The sequence below is a fragment of the Methylobacterium sp. genome, from assembly GCF_019745455.1.
Lineage (GTDB): Bacteria > Pseudomonadota > Alphaproteobacteria > Rhizobiales > Beijerinckiaceae > Methylobacterium.
In genome coordinates this window covers 1-16946 of record NZ_JAIETD010000143.1, presented here as the reverse complement: position 1 = coordinate 16946, position 16946 = coordinate 1, and the positions used below count along the sequence as shown (strand labels likewise).

The 16946-nt window shown below is 65.7% G+C and carries 21 protein-coding genes; 13 read left to right on the top strand and 8 right to left on the bottom strand.

The genetic code is table 11. The features are described 5' to 3' along the window. From K2Y56_RS23935 to folK, 11 genes are all read left to right on the top strand, one after another. Positions 1 to 1310 (top strand): HAMP domain-containing sensor histidine kinase (locus tag K2Y56_RS23935; protein WP_292513847.1); only part of this gene is annotated, 1310 nt, incomplete at its 5' end. Further along, positions 1307 to 2011, top strand: a complete 705-nt coding sequence (locus tag K2Y56_RS23930; RefSeq protein ID WP_292513844.1) for a response regulator transcription factor — start codon at positions 1307 to 1309, stop codon at positions 2009 to 2011. The genes K2Y56_RS23935 and K2Y56_RS23930, both read left to right, overlap by 4 nt. Positions 2012 to 2235: 224 nt before the next feature. After that, complete coding sequence (gene pqqA / locus K2Y56_RS23925; RefSeq protein ID WP_055889187.1) at positions 2236 to 2325, top strand: pyrroloquinoline quinone precursor peptide PqqA; 90 nt, start codon at positions 2236 to 2238, stop codon at positions 2323 to 2325. A gap of 41 nt (positions 2326 to 2366) precedes the next feature. Further along, complete coding sequence (gene pqqB / locus K2Y56_RS23920; protein WP_292513823.1) at positions 2367 to 3266, top strand: pyrroloquinoline quinone biosynthesis protein PqqB; 900 nt, start codon at positions 2367 to 2369, stop codon at positions 3264 to 3266. Between the two features lie 159 nt (positions 3267 to 3425). Then, positions 3426 to 4508: a pyrroloquinoline-quinone synthase PqqC gene (gene pqqC / locus K2Y56_RS23915; RefSeq protein WP_292513820.1), complete on the top strand. Its 1083-nt coding sequence runs from the start codon at positions 3426 to 3428 to the stop codon at positions 4506 to 4508. Next, positions 4505 to 5653, top strand: coding sequence for a pyrroloquinoline quinone biosynthesis protein PqqE (gene pqqE / locus K2Y56_RS23910; RefSeq protein ID WP_292513818.1), 1149 nt, complete (start codon positions 4505 to 4507; stop codon positions 5651 to 5653). Before pqqC ends, pqqE begins: the two co-directional genes overlap by 4 nt. Positions 5654 to 5730: 77 nt before the next feature. Then, entirely contained in the window at positions 5731 to 6387 is a 657-nt protein-coding gene (locus K2Y56_RS23905) for a hypothetical protein (RefSeq protein WP_292513856.1), read from the top strand. Next, positions 6368 to 6754, top strand: coding sequence for a hypothetical protein (locus tag K2Y56_RS23900; RefSeq protein WP_292513815.1), 387 nt, complete (start codon positions 6368 to 6370; stop codon positions 6752 to 6754). The genes K2Y56_RS23905 and K2Y56_RS23900 overlap by 20 nt, the downstream gene beginning before the upstream one ends. A gap of 195 nt (positions 6755 to 6949) precedes the next feature. Next, positions 6950 to 7738, top strand: coding sequence for a dihydropteroate synthase (folP, locus tag K2Y56_RS23895; protein WP_292513853.1), 789 nt, complete (start codon positions 6950 to 6952; stop codon positions 7736 to 7738). After that, positions 7735 to 8112, top strand: a complete 378-nt coding sequence (gene folB / locus K2Y56_RS23890; RefSeq protein WP_292513813.1) for a dihydroneopterin aldolase — start codon at positions 7735 to 7737, stop codon at positions 8110 to 8112. The genes folP and folB overlap by 4 nt, the downstream gene beginning before the upstream one ends. After that, the gene (gene folK / locus K2Y56_RS23885) at positions 8109 to 8585 is read left to right on the top strand and encodes a 2-amino-4-hydroxy-6-hydroxymethyldihydropteridine diphosphokinase (protein WP_292513811.1); all 477 of its coding nucleotides are present in this window, start codon (positions 8109 to 8111) and stop codon (positions 8583 to 8585) included. The genes folB and folK overlap by 4 nt, the downstream gene beginning before the upstream one ends. Before the next feature lie 15 nt (positions 8586 to 8600). Here the strand turns inward: folK and xoxJ are convergent, their stop codons facing one another. The 3 genes from xoxJ to xoxF1 all read right to left on the bottom strand — a co-directional run bounded on the left by xoxJ (position 8601) and on the right by xoxF1 (position 11996). Then, on the bottom strand, positions 8601 to 9452 hold the full coding sequence (gene xoxJ / locus K2Y56_RS23880; protein ID WP_292513850.1) for a rare earth element methanol dehydrogenase accessory protein XoxJ: 852 nt from the start codon (positions 9450 to 9452) through the stop codon (positions 8601 to 8603). Positions 9453 to 9454: 2 nt separating this feature from the next. After that, positions 9455 to 10060: a c-type cytochrome, methanol metabolism-related gene (locus K2Y56_RS23875; protein ID WP_292513809.1), complete on the bottom strand. Its 606-nt coding sequence runs from the start codon at positions 10058 to 10060 to the stop codon at positions 9455 to 9457. A gap of 133 nt (positions 10061 to 10193) precedes the next feature. Then, positions 10194 to 11996 (bottom strand): lanthanide-dependent methanol dehydrogenase XoxF1, encoded by a 1803-nt coding sequence (gene xoxF1, locus K2Y56_RS23870; protein WP_292513806.1) that lies wholly within the window; start codon positions 11994 to 11996, stop codon positions 10194 to 10196. A gap of 201 nt (positions 11997 to 12197) precedes the next feature. Here xoxF1 and K2Y56_RS23865 point away from each other — a divergent pair, with 201 nt between their 5' ends. Beyond that, complete coding sequence (locus K2Y56_RS23865) at positions 12198 to 12368, top strand: hypothetical protein (RefSeq protein ID WP_292513804.1); 171 nt, start codon at positions 12198 to 12200, stop codon at positions 12366 to 12368. Positions 12369 to 12695: 327 nt separating this feature from the next. On the opposite strand, the gene K2Y56_RS23860 is transcribed toward K2Y56_RS23865, so the two are convergent. Genes K2Y56_RS23860 through K2Y56_RS23850 form a run of 3 tightly spaced genes read right to left on the bottom strand, consistent with a single transcriptional unit; the run spans position 12696 to position 15189 of the window. Next, positions 12696 to 13454 (bottom strand): ATP-binding cassette domain-containing protein, encoded by a 759-nt coding sequence (locus K2Y56_RS23860; protein ID WP_292513801.1) that lies wholly within the window; start codon positions 13452 to 13454, stop codon positions 12696 to 12698. Beyond that, on the bottom strand, positions 13435 to 14172 hold the full coding sequence (locus K2Y56_RS23855; protein ID WP_292513798.1) for an ABC transporter permease subunit: 738 nt from the start codon (positions 14170 to 14172) through the stop codon (positions 13435 to 13437). The genes K2Y56_RS23860 and K2Y56_RS23855 overlap by 20 nt, the downstream gene beginning before the upstream one ends. A 21-nt stretch (positions 14173 to 14193) precedes the next feature. Next, positions 14194 to 15189, bottom strand: a complete 996-nt coding sequence (locus K2Y56_RS23850; protein WP_292513795.1) for an ABC transporter substrate-binding protein — start codon at positions 15187 to 15189, stop codon at positions 14194 to 14196. A 223-nt stretch (positions 15190 to 15412) separates the two neighbouring features. Between K2Y56_RS23850 and K2Y56_RS23845 the strand changes: the two genes are divergently transcribed. After that, entirely contained in the window at positions 15413 to 15790 is a 378-nt protein-coding gene (locus K2Y56_RS23845; protein WP_292513792.1) for a 4a-hydroxytetrahydrobiopterin dehydratase, read from the top strand. A gap of 13 nt (positions 15791 to 15803) precedes the next feature. Here K2Y56_RS23845 and K2Y56_RS23840 read toward each other — a convergent pair whose 3' ends face one another. Both K2Y56_RS23840 and K2Y56_RS23835 read right to left on the bottom strand, forming a co-directional pair. Then, a complete protein-coding gene (locus K2Y56_RS23840; RefSeq protein ID WP_292513790.1) occupies positions 15804 to 16025 on the bottom strand; it encodes a hypothetical protein in 222 nt (73 codons plus the stop codon). 249 nt (positions 16026 to 16274) lie between these two features. Next, positions 16275 to 16487: a DUF4287 domain-containing protein gene (locus K2Y56_RS23835; RefSeq protein ID WP_292513787.1), complete on the bottom strand. Its 213-nt coding sequence runs from the start codon at positions 16485 to 16487 to the stop codon at positions 16275 to 16277. Positions 16488 to 16946 lie beyond the last annotated feature (459 nt).

Sequence of the window (16946 nt, the reverse complement as noted above, 5' to 3'; positions counted from 1 at the left end):
CTATCGCGGCAAGCGACGACCCCCTCGACAGGACACTCTACGCCGCCCGGACGCGCCCCATGGCGCAGCTTCGCTCGGCCCGGGTCGTGCTCGACCGGCAGGTGACGCAGGTTCTGCGCAAGGCCGAGGACGAGCAGCGCCGGGCGGCGATCCGCGGCGCCCTCAACGGCTTCGGTGCGATGATCGGCCAGCCGCTCTCGTTCCTGATCGAGGTCGAGCGCCGCTCCATGATCGCGGGCTCCGATGAGGCCCGGGCGCTGTCGAACCATCTGCGCATCGGTGCCCTCGCGGCGGCGATCTTCGCGCTCGGCGTCGTGCTGGTCCTGTATCGCGGGGTGACCCGGCCGACCCTGGCCCGGATCGAGGCGATCCGCCGGGCGGCCGGCGCGGTCGGGCGCGGCGAACTCGACACACGCCTCTCCGTGGCGACGCGCGACGAGCTCGGCCTGCTGGTGGCGAACTTCAACCGCATGGCCGCCCGCCTCGCCCGCCGCGAGGGGCGGCTCGCTGCCGACAGGGCCGCTTTGGAAGACACGGTGGCCGCCCGGACGCTCGACCTGCGTGCCGCCAACGAGCGGCTGGAGGCGGTGGACCAGTCGCGCAGGCGCTTCTTCGCCGATGTCAGCCACGAGTTGCGCACGCCCCTCACGGTGATCCTCGGCGAATGCGACATCGCCGCCCGATCGGCAGGTCGGCCGGTCGACCACACCCCGGTCTTCGCCACCATCCGCAAGCGGGCGCTGCGCCTCCAGCGTCGGGTCGAGGACCTGCTGCGGGTGGCACGCTCGGAATCCGGCCAGATCGAACTCGACCGCCGTCCCGCCAGCGCCGCGGCGATCCTCACCGATGCCGTCGACAGCATGGCCTCGGAAGCCGGTCGGCGGCGCGTCGCCCTGAGCCTCGACACCGGCGATCGCGACGTCCGCATCCTCGCCGATCGCGAATGGCTGCGGCAGGTCGTGGAGAGTCTCGTCGACAACGCCCTTCGCCATGCCGTCGGCGCGACCCGCGTCGTCGTCGCCCTGGAGATCGGAGCCGGCATGGCGGCGATCGTCATCAGCGATGACGGCCCCGGCTTCCCGGAGGCCGGAGAGGGCCTGTTCGAGCGGTTTCGCCGTGAGAGCCGGTCCGGGGAAAGCGGCTTCGGGATCGGCTTGGCGCTGGCGCGTTGGGTGATCGAACGCCATGATGGGACGATCCGCATCGGTTCTGCCGAGGGGGGAGGCGCGCGCGTCACGCTCGATGTGCCCGTGCTCGACCAAGCCCCCCAACACAATCATGCCCGAGCGGATGGGGAGAAGGTTGCATGACTCGCATCTTGATCGTGGAGGATGACGGCGACATCCGCGGCATGCTGGCCCGCGGACTGGAGGCCGAAGGCTTCACGGTGGGTGTCGCCGGCCGCGTGGAGGATGCGCTGGCTGCCGCCCGCGAGGAAGCGCCCGAAGCCGTCGTCCTCGACATCAACCTGCCCGACGGCTCGGGCCACGATGTCTGCCGGTCCCTGCGGGAAGGGGGTTATCCCGGCCCGATCCTGTTCCTCTCCGCCCGGGACGAGGTCCGCGACCGCGCCGAAGGCTTGGCACTCGGCGCCGACGACTACATCGTGAAGCCCTTCGTCTTCGACGAGTTGCTCGCTCGCCTTCAGACCCATCTCCTGCGCCGCAAGGCCTCAGAGGGGCCCCGCACCGTGGTCACGGCCGGCCGGCTCATCCTCGACCTCAACATCCGTCAGGTCGCCTTCGCCGATGCGAGCGCGCGGCTCACTCCCCGCGAAGCGGAAGTACTGGCCCTCCTGATGGACAAGGCCAACCAGCCGGTCTCCCGCGGCGACATCTTCGATAAGCTCTGGGCCGGACAGGGCGGCCTCTCGCTCAACGTCGTCGACGTCTATGTCGGTTACCTACGCACCAAGCTCTCGGATTTCGTGCGCCTCGGCGGACCCGTCATCGTCACCGTGCGCGGGCGCGGCTTCATGCTCGACTTGAAGGCGCAGGATTTCCGGCATTGACGGGACTGCCGCGGCGTCGCGCCGCGCTGTCACGCCGGTATATGATATGAGAGCTTTCTAATGGCGCAGCGGGAGGATTCGGCAATTTTGCGCTTGAAGAGTCCGCACAAAACGCCGATATAGCTTTCGCGACAGAAATGACTGCGCCGTCAGTATCTTAGGTTCTCCTTAATGGTGAATTCTCAGAGCTGGCGACATCCAAAGAAACTTTCCGGAGAAACACCATGACCTGGGCTGCCCCCATCGTTTCCGAGATCTGCGTCGGCATGGAAGTCACGAGCTACGAGTCGGCTGAGATCGACACCTTCAACTAAGTTCCGGCGACTGGGGAGTACGGTATTCGCATCGGTTCGCCATGCAGGTCGTGATCCTCGGTTCCGCAGCGGGCGGCGGCCTTCCCCAGTGGAACTGCCGCTGCCCCATTTGCTCCCTGGCCAGGCAGAATACCGGTCAGGTCAAGCCGCGCACGCAGTCGAGCATCGCCGTATCTCCCGATGGGGATCGCTGGCTCCTGGTGAACGCCTCTCCCGACATTCGCCAGCAAATTTCGGACAACGCGGTCCTGCATCCGCGTGAGGGCCTTCGCCACTCGCCGATCCATGCCGTGCTGCTGACGAACGGCGATGTCGACCATGTCGCCGGGCTCCTGACATTGCGCGAAGGCCAGCCCTTCACCCTCTACGGCACGGCTGGCATTCTCGATTCCGTCAACGCCAACCGCGTCTTCGACGTCATGGCGACCGATGTGGTGACGCGTGAGGCGATCCGCTTGGGCGCGCCATTCGAGCCGGTTCTCGGCCTCGTCGTCACCCTCTTCTCGGTGCCCGGCAAGGTGCCGCTCTGGCTCGAGGACGAGACCATGGAGATTGGCGCCGAGACCGAGACGACGGTCGGCGCGATGATCGAGGCGGGTGGCAAGCGGCTCGCCTACATTCCCGGCTGCGCCCGGGTGACGGACGATCTCAAGGCGCGGATTGCCGGAGTCGATGCTCTGCTCTTCGACGGCACCGTGCTGTTCGACGACGACATGATCCGTGCCGGGGTGGGTACGAAGACCGGCTGGCGCATGGGCCACGTACCGATGACGGGGCCTGGAGGCTCGATCGAGGCTCTCGCCGATACGGCCATCGGGCGCCGGGTCTTCGTCCACATCAACAACACCAACCCGGTCCTGGTGGAGGACTCGGTCGAGCGCGACCGGGTGGTGAGCCAGAATTGGACCGTAGCCCATGACGGGATGGCGCTGGCGCTCTAGCTATATGGGGCGTGAGCGTCTGCTGGCGACGTCTGGAAATTTAGTGCCACGCACTTTAGATAACGCGCAATATAATAGCGCGGCCGGCTCCGGTGCCCTTCACGGGCTAGGATGCCATGGATAAGATTCTTTCGGAAACGCTATGAGACGGACACCGCCATGACCGCTCCCTTCCCGCTCCCCTCCGCCGCCGATGCCCAGCGCCTGCTCTCACCCGAAGAGATGGAGGCGGCACTTCGCGACATCGGCGCGCGCCGCTATCACAATCTGCATCCGTTCCATCGCCTGCTGCATGACGGCAAGCTGAGCAAGGATCAGGTCCGCGCCTGGGCGCTCAACCGCTATTATTACCAGGCGATGATCCCGGTGAAGGACGCCGCCGTACTGGCGCGGATGGAGGATGCGTCCCTGCGCCGGGTTTGGCGTCAGCGCATCGTCGACCATGACGGCGACTCACCCGGCGATGGCGGGATCGAGCGCTGGCTCAAGCTCGCCGAGGGCGTCGGCTTCCGCCGCGACTACGTCGAGTCGACCCAAGGCATCCTGTCCGCCACCCGCTTCTCGGTGGACGCCTATGTCCATTTCGTGAAGGAGCGCTCCCTGCTGGAGGCGATCGCCTCCTCGCTCACAGAGATGTTCTCGCCGACCATCATCTCCGAACGCGTCGCCGGAATGCTGAAGAACTACGACTTCATCACCAAGGACACGCTGGCCTATTTCGACAAGCGGCTGACCCAGGCACCGCGCGATGCCGAGTTCGCCATCGACTACGTCAAGCAGCACGCCACCACTCCCGAATTGCAGCGGCAGGCGATGGCGGCCCTCACCTTCAAGTGCAACGTGCTCTGGACGCAGCTCGACGCCCTGTACTTCTCCTATGTCGCGCCCGGCATGACCCCGCCCGATGCCTGGACGCCCGGCACCGGCCTCGTGCCCGATGCCGATACGCCGAAGGCCGCCGGTACCGGCACGATCGGCCCGACCGACGTGCCCCGCCTGCCGCGCGGCGTGCGCCTGCGTCACGACGAAGTTCGCGGCCAGTATGTGCTTCTGGCGCCCGAGCGCACCTTCGACCTCGACGCCAATGCGGTGGCGGTCCTGTCCCTCGTGGACGGCATCCGCAGCGTGCGCGACATCGCCGGCATGCTCGCCGAGAAGTTCGCGGCCGACCGTTCGGTGATCGAGGCGGACATCCTCGTGATGCTCAACGATCTCGCCACGAAACGGGTGCTCGAGCGATGAACGCGCTGACGCCGATCCTCCCCGCTCCGGTCGGGCTCCTGGCGGAGCTGACGCATCGCTGTCCCCTGCGCTGTCCCTATTGCTCCAACCCGCTGGAGCTCGACCGGCGCTCGGGCGAGCTCGACACGGCGACGTGGCAGCGGGTGCTGACCGAGGCGGCGGCGCTCGGCGTCCTCCATGTCCACCTCTCCGGCGGCGAGCCTACGGCCCGCAACGACATCGTCGAGATCACCCAGACCTGCGCCAAGCTCGGGCTCTATTCGAACCTGATCACATCTGGGGTCGGCGGGGCACTGGCCAAGCTCGACGCGCTCTACGATGCCGGCCTCGACCATGTGCAACTCTCCGTGCAGGGCGTCGATGCGGCCAATGCCGAGAAGATCGGCGGCCTCAAGAATGCCCAGCCGCAGAAATTCGCCTTCGCCGAGCGGGTGACGCAGCTCGGCCTGCCGCTGACCCTCAACAGCGTGATCCATCGCGGCAACATCCATGAGGTCGAGGGCTTCATCGATCTCGCCGTCAAGCTCGGCGCCAAGCGGCTTGAAGTGGCCCATACCCAGTATTACGGCTGGGCCTACGTGAACCGGGCGTCGCTGATGCCGGACAAGGCGCAGGTCGACCAGTCGATCCGCATCGTCGAGGCGGCGCGCGAGCGGCTGAAGGGCCAGCTCGTGATCGACCTCGTGGTGCCGGACTACTACGCCAAGTACCCCAAGGCCTGCGCCGGCGGCTGGGGCCGCAAGCTCATCAACGTGACCCCGGCCGGGAAGGTCCTGCCCTGCCACGCGGCCGAGACCATCAAGCATCTCGAGTTCTGGTACGTCACCGACCACTCCTTGAGCGACATCTGGTCGAAGTCGCCGGCTTTTACGGCCTATCGCGGGACCGATTGGATGAAGGAGCCCTGCCGCTCCTGCGATCGCCGCGAGAAGGATTGGGGCGGTTGCCGCTGCCAGGCCCTGGCACTGGCCGGCGACGCTGCCGCCACCGACCCGGCCTGCTCGCTCTCGCCTTTGCACGCCAAGGTGCGGGCGCTGGCCACCGAAGAGGCGGCCGAGACACCGCCCGACTACGTCTATCGGACCATTGGCAGTAACGTGGACCGCGATGTCCGCGCGCCGCTGACGGAGGAAGCCCCGCTGTGAAGACCCGTTCCTTGACGTTCCAGACCGTGCAGGCCACCTGCCTCGCCGCGGCCATTGCCTTGGCCGGCGCTCCCGCGCTGGCGCAAGCCCAGCGTCCTGCCGACGCGGCCGTCGTGCAGGCCAATACCGGCACGCCGAACGCCTCCGACCTGCTGTTCGAACAGCCGCAAATGAAGAATGTCGCGCCTGGTACGACGCTCACCTACGACTACATCCGTCGCAGCGGGATCGAGAAGGGGCCGTTCGGTCCTCCTCTCAACGACCGGATCAAGCTGAACGTCGATGCGGCCGCCCAGCCGGAGAACCGCAACATCCGCGTCGAGATGTTCTCGGGCGCCAACCGTTTCCCGGCCGGCCCCTTCGAGGACATGCCCGGCAACCCGGTGATGACCCTTTTCCTCGAGCATCACCTCGGGAGCGTTGCCAAGGTGCTGATGGCCAACCCGCGCTACATCAAGAACGGGATCCGCAAGGCGCTGCGCGAGAACGCGACGGTGACGCCGGTTCAGGCGACCTTCAAGGGTAAGACGGTGGAAGCGTGGCGCATCGAGGTGCAGCCCTTCGTCGATGACAAGATGAAGGACCGAATGCGCGGTCTCTCGAACCTCACCTATGTCTTCGTCACATCCGCCGCGGTGCCGGGCGAACTGCTCTCGATCGAGGCGCGCTCGAAGAATGCCGAGGGCGGCGAACTCCTTGAGGAGCAGCTGAGCTATGATCAGAACGCTGGTTGAACGCACCGCCGGGCTTGCTTTCGGGCTGGCCCTCCTGGCTGTCCCGGCCCTGACGGTTCCGGCTCTGGCGGTCGAGAGTGAGAACGATTATCCGACCGAGGCCCGGGCCGATTACATCTTCGGCTGCATGGCCGCCAACGGCCAGTCCCGCGAGTCGCTGTCGCGCTGTTCCTGCTCGCTCGACGCCCTCGCGTCGATCCTGCCTTACGACAAGTACGTTCAGGCGAGCACGGTCCTGTCGATGCGCCAGGGCGTCGGACAGCGTATGGCCGGGTTCAAGACCACGAAGGTTTATGACGATCAGGTCGCCGACCTGCGCCGCGCCCAGGCCGAGGCCGAGATCCGCTGCTATCGCAGCGGCACCTGACAGGGGCGGTCGGCCGCTCGTTGGCGGCACCACGCCGGAGTGCCGAAGCGCAAAGCCCTTGCGTCTCCGGCATTTCGCGGGAAAGACAGGCGGTGCGAGCCTGAGGCTCAGCCCATTCCATGAGACGCCGTGCAGCCTGATCCCGCCTCCGCCCTCGCCGAGCTTCTTCCCGGCCTCGGGCGCCGTACCCTCGTCATGGGCATCCTCAACGTCACCCCGGATTCCTTCTCGGATGGCGGTCGCTTCGAGGAGGCAGGCGCGGCCCGGGCTCAGGCCGAGGCTCTCGTCGCAGAGGGCGCGGCCCTCGTCGATATCGGTGGGGAATCGACCCGCCCCGGGCACGTGCCGGTCGGCGCGGAGGAGGAGCAGGCCCGCATCCTGCCGGTGATCCGCGACCTCGCTGCGCGGCTGCCGGTGCCGATCTCGGTCGATACCTACAAGGCTTCCACGGCTCGCGTCGCGCTCGAAGCCGGTGCCAGGATCGTCAACGATGTCTGGGGCCTCCAGCGCGAGCCAGACATCGCCACCGTCGCGGCTGCCCATGGGGCGCCCGTGATGGTGATGCACAACCGCGAGACGATCGATCCGTCGATCGACATCGTCGACGATATGCTCCGCTTCTTCGAGGTCTCGCTCGGTATCGCCCGCCGCGCCGGGATCGGTGACCGCGAGATCGTCCTCGATCCCGGTATCGGGTTCGGCAAGAGCTGGGAGCAGCATCTCGACGCCCTGCGTCGTTTACCGGAGATCCGCGCCCTCGGGTTTCCCGTCCTCGTCGGCGTCTCGCGCAAGTCGCTCCTCGGCCGCCTGCACGATTCCGACACCCGCCCGGTGGATCGCCTCTACGGCTCGATCGCGAGCCATGTCCTCTCGGCGACCCTCGGTGCAGACATCGTCCGCGTCCACGATGTTCGTGCGCATGTCGATGCCCTGCGGATCGTCGATGCGGTCATGCGCCCGGCGACGGAAGGATCCGAGCCGTGAGCGACCGCATCCTCGTCGAGCGCATCGCCGTCTTCGCCTATCACGGCCTCCTGGCGGAGGAGGCGCGGATTGGCCAGCGCTTCTACATCTCCCTCGATTGCAGCCTCGATCTCGGCCCTGCCGGCAGGTCTGACGACGTTTCGCAGACCGTGAGCTACGCTGACCTCACCCGGATCGTCATCGCGATCGCCACCGAGCGGCGCTTCGCCCTGATCGAGGCCCTGGCGGAGGCGATCGCCGGGGAGGTCCTTGACGGCTTCCCTCGGATCGAGAGCGTCGATGTTCGGGTCGACAAGCCGAGCGCGCCCGTGCCGGCCGTGATCGACGGGGTCGCCATCGTCGTCACGCGGCGGCGCCCCCCGGCAGCGGCATGACGGCTGCTTATCTGGGCCTCGGCAGCAACATCGGCGACAAGGCGGCCATTCTGGAGGAGGCGGTGGCCCGTCTCTCGGTAACGCCTGGCATCCGCATCGCAGCGCGGTCGAGCAACTATCGAACCCCCCCTTGGGGCGACACCGATCAGGACTGGTTCCTCAACGCCGCCCTGGCGGTCGAGACCACCTTGAGCCCACATGCACTGCTGGAAGCTTGCCTCTCCATCGAGACGGTCCTCGGCCGCGTGCGAGAACGTCGCTGGGGCCCGCGCATCATCGACATCGACGTACTGTTCTACGAAGGCGCCGCCGTCGCCGACGAACGCCTCGTGCTGCCGCACCGCTTCGTCCGCGAGCGTGCCTTCGTGCTTGTCCCGCTCGCGGAGATCGCCCCCGATCTCCTGATAGGGCCGGAGACAGTCACGCAGGCGCTGCGGAAGCTCGACGCGACCGGAATCGATCGCGTGACTTGAGGCATCAGCCGTTCGTCACGGCTTTCCGGCGTCGAGGAGAGCGTTGCCCTCTTCGCTCATCAGCGGCACCGCGAAGTCGCGGAGCACAGCCTCGATATCGGCCCGCCGCTTGCGCAGCACCGTATTGAGCGTCCGCTTCCAGTCGTTCTCTTCGACGCGCACGCCCATGGTGATCCGGAAGTTCAGGGGCGGCCGATCCGGCTCGTTGAGGAGCGGGATCACATCCATCGCGACGCCGCTCTGCTTGGCCAGCCAACCTGCTGCCGGACCCCAGAGGACGGCGGCGTCGAGGGTCTTGTCGGCAAGATTGGCAATGATCTCGGCCGATACGGTCTGGTGCTGGCGGCCGGGATCGAGCTGATAAGGCGCGTAGGTCCGCATCTTGGAGATCAGCCCGACCTCGCCCATGCGGTTCACCGGCGGAGTGCCCGCGATGACGCCGATGCTCTTGTCCTTGAGCTTGGGATCGTCGAGGCGCGTCACATCCGGCATCTCGCCACGGCGAACGACGAGCGCATAGGTCGAGCGGTAATACGGATTGGTGTTCTGGACGCCTTCGGCGCCTATGGTCGAGCCGATGATGAGGTCGCAAAGCCCGGTGCCGAGCGTGTTACGCACGAAACCCGGCCCCTGCGTAAGCCAGTAATAGCGGACCTTCACCTTCAATTCGTCGCCGATGATCTGGGCGATCTTGTTCTCGAAGCCGTTCTCCTTGCGATCCGAGAACGGCATGTTGCCCGGGTCGCCGCAGACACGGAGTACGTCCGGTGTGACGAGATCGGGCAAAGTCTGCGCCGAAGCGTAACGCGCCCCTGCTGGCATCAGCAGGAGCGCGACGGTGATTGCCTTCAGGAAATCACGGGCCATCATCAACCGCCCAGGCATTCCTTCTCGGACTTCCTGGCGGCTTCGGGCTTCTCTTCCTTGTCGCTCGGGCGCACACGCGGCATCGCGCCGGAAGCGCGGGCCTTCAGGTAAACGTAGAGATCATCCGCGTAGCACATGACGTTCTTGTTATCGCCGAAAGCCGGCATCACGCTCTGGCCGCCGGCGCTGGAGTTCTGCTTTCCGCCGGCAATGATGCCAATAAACTCCTCATAGGAGATCGTCTTGAGCGAATCCTTGAGAGCCGGAGCGTAGGTCGAGCCCATAGCATCCGGTCCATGGCAGACATGGCATTCGGCATGGTAGCGGCGATAGCCCGAATAGGCGTACCAGTCGAACTTCTTGCCGTCATTGGTGATGTGGTAGGTCGGCGCGCCGTCCTTGTCGAAATACTTGCCGTCCTCGGCCTTCACTGCCTGATACTTGTCGAGGATCTTCTGATCCTTGTCCGGGGCGTTCGGGTCAAGTTGATTGGCCAGCTTTGCATCGACCGGCTTCGCATCCTGCGCCTGTAGGGGAGCCGCCGCGACGGAGGCGAGGGCGACGAAAGCCAGAACTGGACGGATTGCTGCTTTGCTTATGGAGTGCAACGACGTTTCTCCCAGGTATACCACAACGGCTCACCAGCCGTTTGTTTGCTCATTCTTAGCGGGACCTAATCATAAAGATGCCGGCGCGGAAACCCGCGCCGGCACCTATTGGTGAGTTGCTAACTGCGACCGATTAGTTCGGCAGAGCGAAGACGGTCAGCTGACCACCGAGGTTGGTGTAGTTCGAGAGGGCGGCGTAACCACCCACCGCGCCGAGGCCGGCGTTCGGGTCGGTCAGACCGGCCGCGAGGCCGATGCCGGCCCAGCCACCGACACCCGACAGGATGCCGACGAACTGCTTGCCCTTGTGCTGGTAGGTCATCACGTTACCGATGATGCCCGACGGGGTCTTGAACTTGTAGAGTTCCTTACCCGACTTGGAATCGACGGCCTTCAGGTAACCCTCGAGGGTACCGTAGAACACCACGTCACCGGCGGTGGCGAGAGCACCGGACCACACCGAGAACTGCTCGGGGTTGGACCAGACGATCTTACCCTTCACGCCGTCCCAGGCGATGAAGTTGCCCATGCCGCCATGGCTGCCCGGAGCGGGGTACATGGCGAGCGTGGCACCGACATAGGGCTGGCCCGGGGTGTAGGTCACCCGGAACGGCTCGTAGTCCATGCAGACGTGGTTGGTGGGGACGTAGAACAGGTTGGTCTTCGGCGAGAACGCAGCAGGCTGCTGGTCCTTGGTGCCGAGGGCCGCCGGGCAGATACCCTTGGAGTTGGTATCTTCGCCGTTCTGCTCGGTGGAGTACTTGGCGACGACGAGCGGACGACCGTAGGTCTTCGAGCCCTTGTCCATGTCGACCTTGGTGGCCCAGTTCACGACCGGATCGAACTTCTCGGCGACGAGGAGCTCGCCGGTGGCGCGATCGAGGGTGTAGCCGAAGCCGTTACGGTCGAAGTGCGTCAGCAGCGGACGGTCCTTACCATCGACCTTCTGGTCGGTGAGGATCATCTCGTTGATGCCGTCGTAATCCCACTCGTCGTGGGGGGTCATCTGGTAGACCCACTTGGCCGAACCGGTATCGACGTCACGAGCCCAGATGGTCATGGACCACTTGTTGTCGCCCGGACGCTGCTTGGGGTTCCAGGTCGAGGGATTGCCCGAGCCGTAGTACATGGCGTTCAGCTTGGGGTCGTAGGAGAACCAGCCCCAGGTGCAGCCGCCGCCGGTCTTCCACTGATCGCCTTCCCAGGTCTTCAGCGAGGAGTCCTTGCCGACCGGCTTGCCGAGGTGGGTCGTCTTCTCGGGGTCCATCAGCATGTCTGCATCGGGGCCCTGGGAATAACCGCGCCACACCTTCTTGCCCGACTTGGCGTCGTAGGCGGTGACGTGACAGTTCACACCGAACTCGCCGCCGGAGATGCCGACGATGATCTTGTCCTTCACGGGAAGGACGGTCGCGGTGTTGGTCTCACCCTTCTTGGGGTCGCCGTTGACGACCGACCAGTTCACCTTGCCGGACTTGGCGTCGAGCGAGACGACGGTGGTATCGGCCTGATGGAGGATGATGGCGCCGTCGGCGTAGGCGAGACCACGGTTGACCGTGTCACAGCACATCACCGGGATGACGCTCGGATCCTGCTTGGGCTCGTACTTCCAGGCGATCTTGCCGTCCTGGTCGAGATCCAGGGCATACACGATGTTCGGGAAGGGGGTGTGGACGTACATCATGTTGCCGACGACGAGCGGGGAGCCCTCGTGGCCGCGCAGGACGCCCGTGGAGAAGGTCCAGGCGACCTGGAGGTTCTTCACGTTGCCGGCGTTGATCTGGTCGAGCTTCGAATAGCGCGTGTTGGCGTAGTCGACGGTCTGAAGGACTTGCTCGGCCGGGTTGGCCGTGCGCTTCAGGACGTCATCGTTGGCGAAAGCCGGGGCCGAAGCCACCAGGCCAGCGCCGAGTGCGAGAAGATGGACCGCTCTCATGCATTCCTCCGACAAGTCTTTACAGCCGTTGCCCGCTCGGTTGAGCGAGTAATCCGGTGTGACCTGCTGTTTGCGACTGGGATCATTTGGCTTCAGTGGCACTCATAACCCATTACGCCAGCGAAGTTTTTCGCTACCGTGACGGCTCTGACTGCCGAGTTCCGCTATCCCGTTGCGGCGCCCCTCGAAACCGAAGCTTGAATGAACTCTAAGAAAAAAACCGGCGCCGTCAACACGCTTCGGCAAGCTCAGCCGGCGACCTGGGTAAGTTCTCACATGACGCTTGACTGGATGGGGGCACTCTTTCGCTTTGCCGAAAAAGATGCTGCATCGCAAAAGAACGAAAACGTGATAGAAATTGATTTATCGTGAGCAAAACATGAAGCATGCGTCTGGCGCATGCGACGGGCGCCGTTGACGGTGGCGCATTCAGCTTCAGCGTAAGCCGCTGGTCGACCAAATGACCGCGGTCCTCGGACATCCAAGGTCGAGGCACGCGCATGCATGATAGTGCAGGGCGCCTGTGCGTCGTGCGAGATTTCTCGCAGCGGAAAAATCTTGCCGTCACCAACTCTGCCTTACGCAATCTGATTGGGCATGCGCGGTCTCGCCGCATTTCGATCCGGGTCCGGCCCGAGTGTCGCAGGTGGAAGTCTGGGGACAGAGGCGGCTCGTCGATAGCCTGTTCGGCCTAGAGACTCAGGCAGCGATGATCTGCGGGTAGCGAATCGCCAGGTCGCTGCGCATCGCATCGATCCAGCTCCGAGGCCGTTCGACGCGAGGCCGGTCCAGCGGAATCGTCGCCACGAGGCTTGCCGGACGTCCCGAGAGCAGGAGTAGGCGATCCGCCATCTCGATCGTCTCGACGACGTTGTGCGTCACCATGAGGACGCTGGTGCGAGTGCTGTCCACGCAGTCGACGACGATCGAGCGGAGTGCGGCAGCCGAAGCATCGTCGAGGGACACGAAGGGCTCGTCGAGGATGAGGAGCCGCGGCTCCTGAGCCAGCGCGCGCGCGAGGGAGACACGCCGCGCCATCCCAAGGGAGAGTGCGCGCGGGAACCGGCCGCGCCAGGGGGCCAGTCCGAGGGAGTCGAAAAGGGAATCGAGGTTGCGGCCGCGCTGGGCGCGGGGCAGCGCGAGCCGCACGTTCTGCTCCACGGTCCGCCACGGCAGGAGCCGCGGCTCCTGAAACACCATGGCGATGCCGGCGTCGTCCGGATCGGGGGTCACGCTGCCCTCGTAATCGGCGTCGAGGCCGAGGAGGATCCGCAAGGTGGTGGTCTTGCCGGCGCCCGATGGGCCGATCAGGCAGGCGATCTCGGCCGGGGCCACGCTGAAGGCGAGGTCGCGCACGGCCTCGACCGGCTCCGGGCCGCCCGCCCCGTAGACCTTGCGGCGGATCGCAACCGACAGCACCGGCGACCGGTCGAGGCCCTCAGCGCCAGCGTCGGACATAGGCTTCGAGCCTTTGCAGGATGAGGATGTCGATCGCGATCATCACGCTCATGAAGACGACGCTGTAGCCGACGATCGCCGCCACGTTCAGGCTCTGAACGAAATAGAAGTTGATCGCGAAGCCGACCCCGTTGGGCCGGCCCAGGAGCTCGATCACCAGCACGATCTTCCAGGCGAGCGACAGGCCCGACCGGGCTGCGGCGACGACGAAGGGCTGGAGTTGGGGAACCAGCACGTGGGCGATCCAGGTGCGACGGTCGAACCGGTAGGTCCGCGCCATCTCCTCGAGCTGCGGGTCGAGGCTGCGGGCGCCTTCGCGCAGGATCACCGCCACGTTGGGCAGTTTGTTAAGGACGACGGCCAGGACGGCGGCGGCCTCGTTCAGCCCGACCCAGATATAGGCCAGCACGGTGATCACCAGGGCGGGGGTGTTCAGGAGAATCAGCAGCGGCGTATCGAGGACGAGGTTGAGGGCGCTCCAGCGTCCGAGCGCGATCCCGAGGACGACGCCCAGAACCATGGCGAGGAGAAAGGACACGCCGACCCGCGCCAGGGTGAGGCCGACATTGCGCCAGAGCTCACCGCTCGCCGATTCGCTGACGATGAAGTCAAGGATGGTGAGCGGTGCCGGCAGCAGCCGCGATTCGGCGAGGCCGGCCGCCAGTTGCCAGGCGGCGAGCAGCACGAGCACCGAGACGAGGCGGGTGGCGAATCCCATCGGGGCAGGATCGTCGCCGGCTCAGGCCGAGCCGTCGAAGTAGAGGCCCGACGGCAGGGTCATCCCGGCGCCGACGAGCTTCTCGCCGCCGAGCCTGGCCAAAACGCCGAAGAGCCGTTCGCCGTCGCCGCGCTCGGTATCAAGGGAGCGGCGCGGGATTCCTGCGAGGAAGTCACGCTTGAGCGCCACGAAGGTCGCCTCGTCCTCAGCCGACATCAGCGGGCGGACGATCTCCCAGGCCGCGGGATCGTTGGCGAGGAGCTCCTTGGCCGCCTTCGAGGCGCGGGCAAACCCGGCGACCGCCTCGCGCTTGCTCGACACGGTGGCCGCATCGAACAGGTAGCCGATCAGCGCCACCGAGCCCGTCGCCCCGAAACCGCGCATGATCTCGTCGGCGCCGATGAGGCGGCGGAAGCCCTTGGGTTCGAGGCGGGCGCAATAGGTCCAGTACAGGAGGCCGGCATCGAGTTCGCCCTGTTCGAGCTTCAGGGCCAGCAGCGGTGGTGCCCCGAACGCGAGGGTCGCGATCGATTCGAGGTCGATGCCCTGGTCGCGGGCCTGCGCCTTCAGGAGCAGCCAGTTCTTGTCGAGGGGACCGCCGGCGATGCCGAGGCGCTTGCCCTTGAGGTCCTTGAGCGAGGCTATGCCGCTCGCCGCTGGCACCATCAGCGAGCCCTCGGTGGAGGAGTACGGCATGAACCGAACCGGGCGGCCGTCATTGCCGAGACGCGCGGCCCAGAGGAGGTCGCCGACGATGGTGTCGACCTGACCGCCCATGAAGGCGATGCGTGCCGCGTCGTTGCCGGCGAGCTTGACGACGTCGAGGGTGAAGCCGTTCTGCGTGTCGAGCCCGCGGGCCTTGATCAGCGCGGCCTCCCACGAGACCGTGCCGAAGGGCAGGCTGCCGACCCGGATGCTCGCCGGCGCGGCCACGGCGCCGACGCGGGAGCCAAAACCGAGGGTGCCGAACACGGGCATCAGCGACGCGGTCGCCACCAACCTGCGCCGTGACAGCATGGATGTCTCCTCAAACCCAGGCGGCAGGCTCGGACCGTTCGGGCGATCCGGCATTCTCTTGCACAACTCAATAGGGTGAGACCGGTGCTCCGTCCACATGGCTGCGGCGGCCGGGGCGGGATGCGCCATGCGGCCTCAGCGCGCGGCTACCGCTTGCCCCGCCCCAAGTCAGGGCGCAAATTCGCATCACCCTTCAGAATCGACGCAAGACGGAGAGTGTCGCATGGCCGGAACGCGCGAAGACGTCCTCGACGATGCCACCATCACTGAGCGGCTTGGCGCCGAGCTGCCGCACTGGACCTACGAGGGCGGCTGGATCAAGCGCACCTACAAGACTGCGAGCTGGAAGAGCACGCTCATGGTCATCAACACGGTGGGCCACCTCGCCGAGGCCGCATGGCACCATCCCGACCTCACCGCCTCTTATGCCTGGGTCGAGGTCCGCCTCACCAACCACGCGGCGAAGGGCGTCACCGAGAAGGATTTCGCCCTGGCGCGCAAGATCGAGGAGGTGGTGGGCTGGCAGCCCGGCACCGAGGGTGGCGCGTTGGAAGGCACGCCGACGGACCAGCGCTTCGCCTATATAAAGTACGACCGCTGAACCGAGCCGGGCCCTACTCCGCCCGCTTCACCCGCCGGCACTCGGTCTTCAGATAGGCGGTCTTGCCGATCTGCTCGCTCAGGTCGGTGCGGGAGATGATCTCCTGCCAGCCGTTGGTGCAGCCAAGCTCGTTCGAGACGCGGACCTTGCGGACTTCGCTCGCCCTGTCGTCGTTGCAATCGGCCTGCGCGATGGTGTTGGCGCAGACGAGGACGACGGCGATGAAGCTGTTCATGGGACGCTCCGAATGCTGATGGGCGAGTCCCTTCGGTTCTCGCCCCTCCTCCTACGCGTGGCCGGAGGGTTCGGTTTCGCGGGCTCACACGCCTTCATCCCCGCGCGCATGTCGCGCCAGGAGCTTGGCCCAAGAGACTGGACACCGAGGGCACGGGACGCCGCGGAACCACTCGTGTACGGATGTATGTCGATTCCCTGGCGTCCCGCGTCCCCGGTGCCGACGTCGCGTGGACCCGGATAAGGCAGCTCAGCGCTGATCTTCCGCTAGTACATAAGCCACGACAGCATTCGCGTGACCATGGCCCATTCCATGCTCGTTCTTCAGCATGGCGACCAGTTCCATGTGCTTGGCCGGCGCATGTCTGCGCACCAGATCCTGCCACTCGGCGATCGGCCGCCCGTATTTCTTCTCGATCGACGGGAAGTAGGAAGCAGGTCCCTTGATCGGCTCGTCCGGCATCGCGGTGTCGACTCCCTTGGCGTTCCCCTCATGAAGACCTTTGACTCCCCACGGGCGGAGCGCAAGCGCAAGGGCCGTTCCGGATTTTCGCCGTGCCGGCCGCGGAGCGCTCGCCGGCGTATGCCTGCCCTCGAGCGTTTTAGCCGGATCATCCGATAGGTTTGCCGCATCGATCTGCGCCTCCCGCAACAAGTGCCAAGCTAGCGTTTGAGCCAATGAGAAACTCAATCATGACTGAAATGTCCGCTTGCGTACTGAAGAGATAAGAAGATGCATCGATAACCTAGTTTGTATCGTTCCATTAACGTTCGCTCATGATCGTCCACATCATCAGTAAATCGCCACGGGCGCTGATGACGGGGAGAGACGCGCGCTTCCGCCTGCAACGTGAGCCGAAGCCGCCATGCCTTCCACTTCCGAGACGGATTCCCTGAACGTGCTCATCCGCAAGCTGGAGAG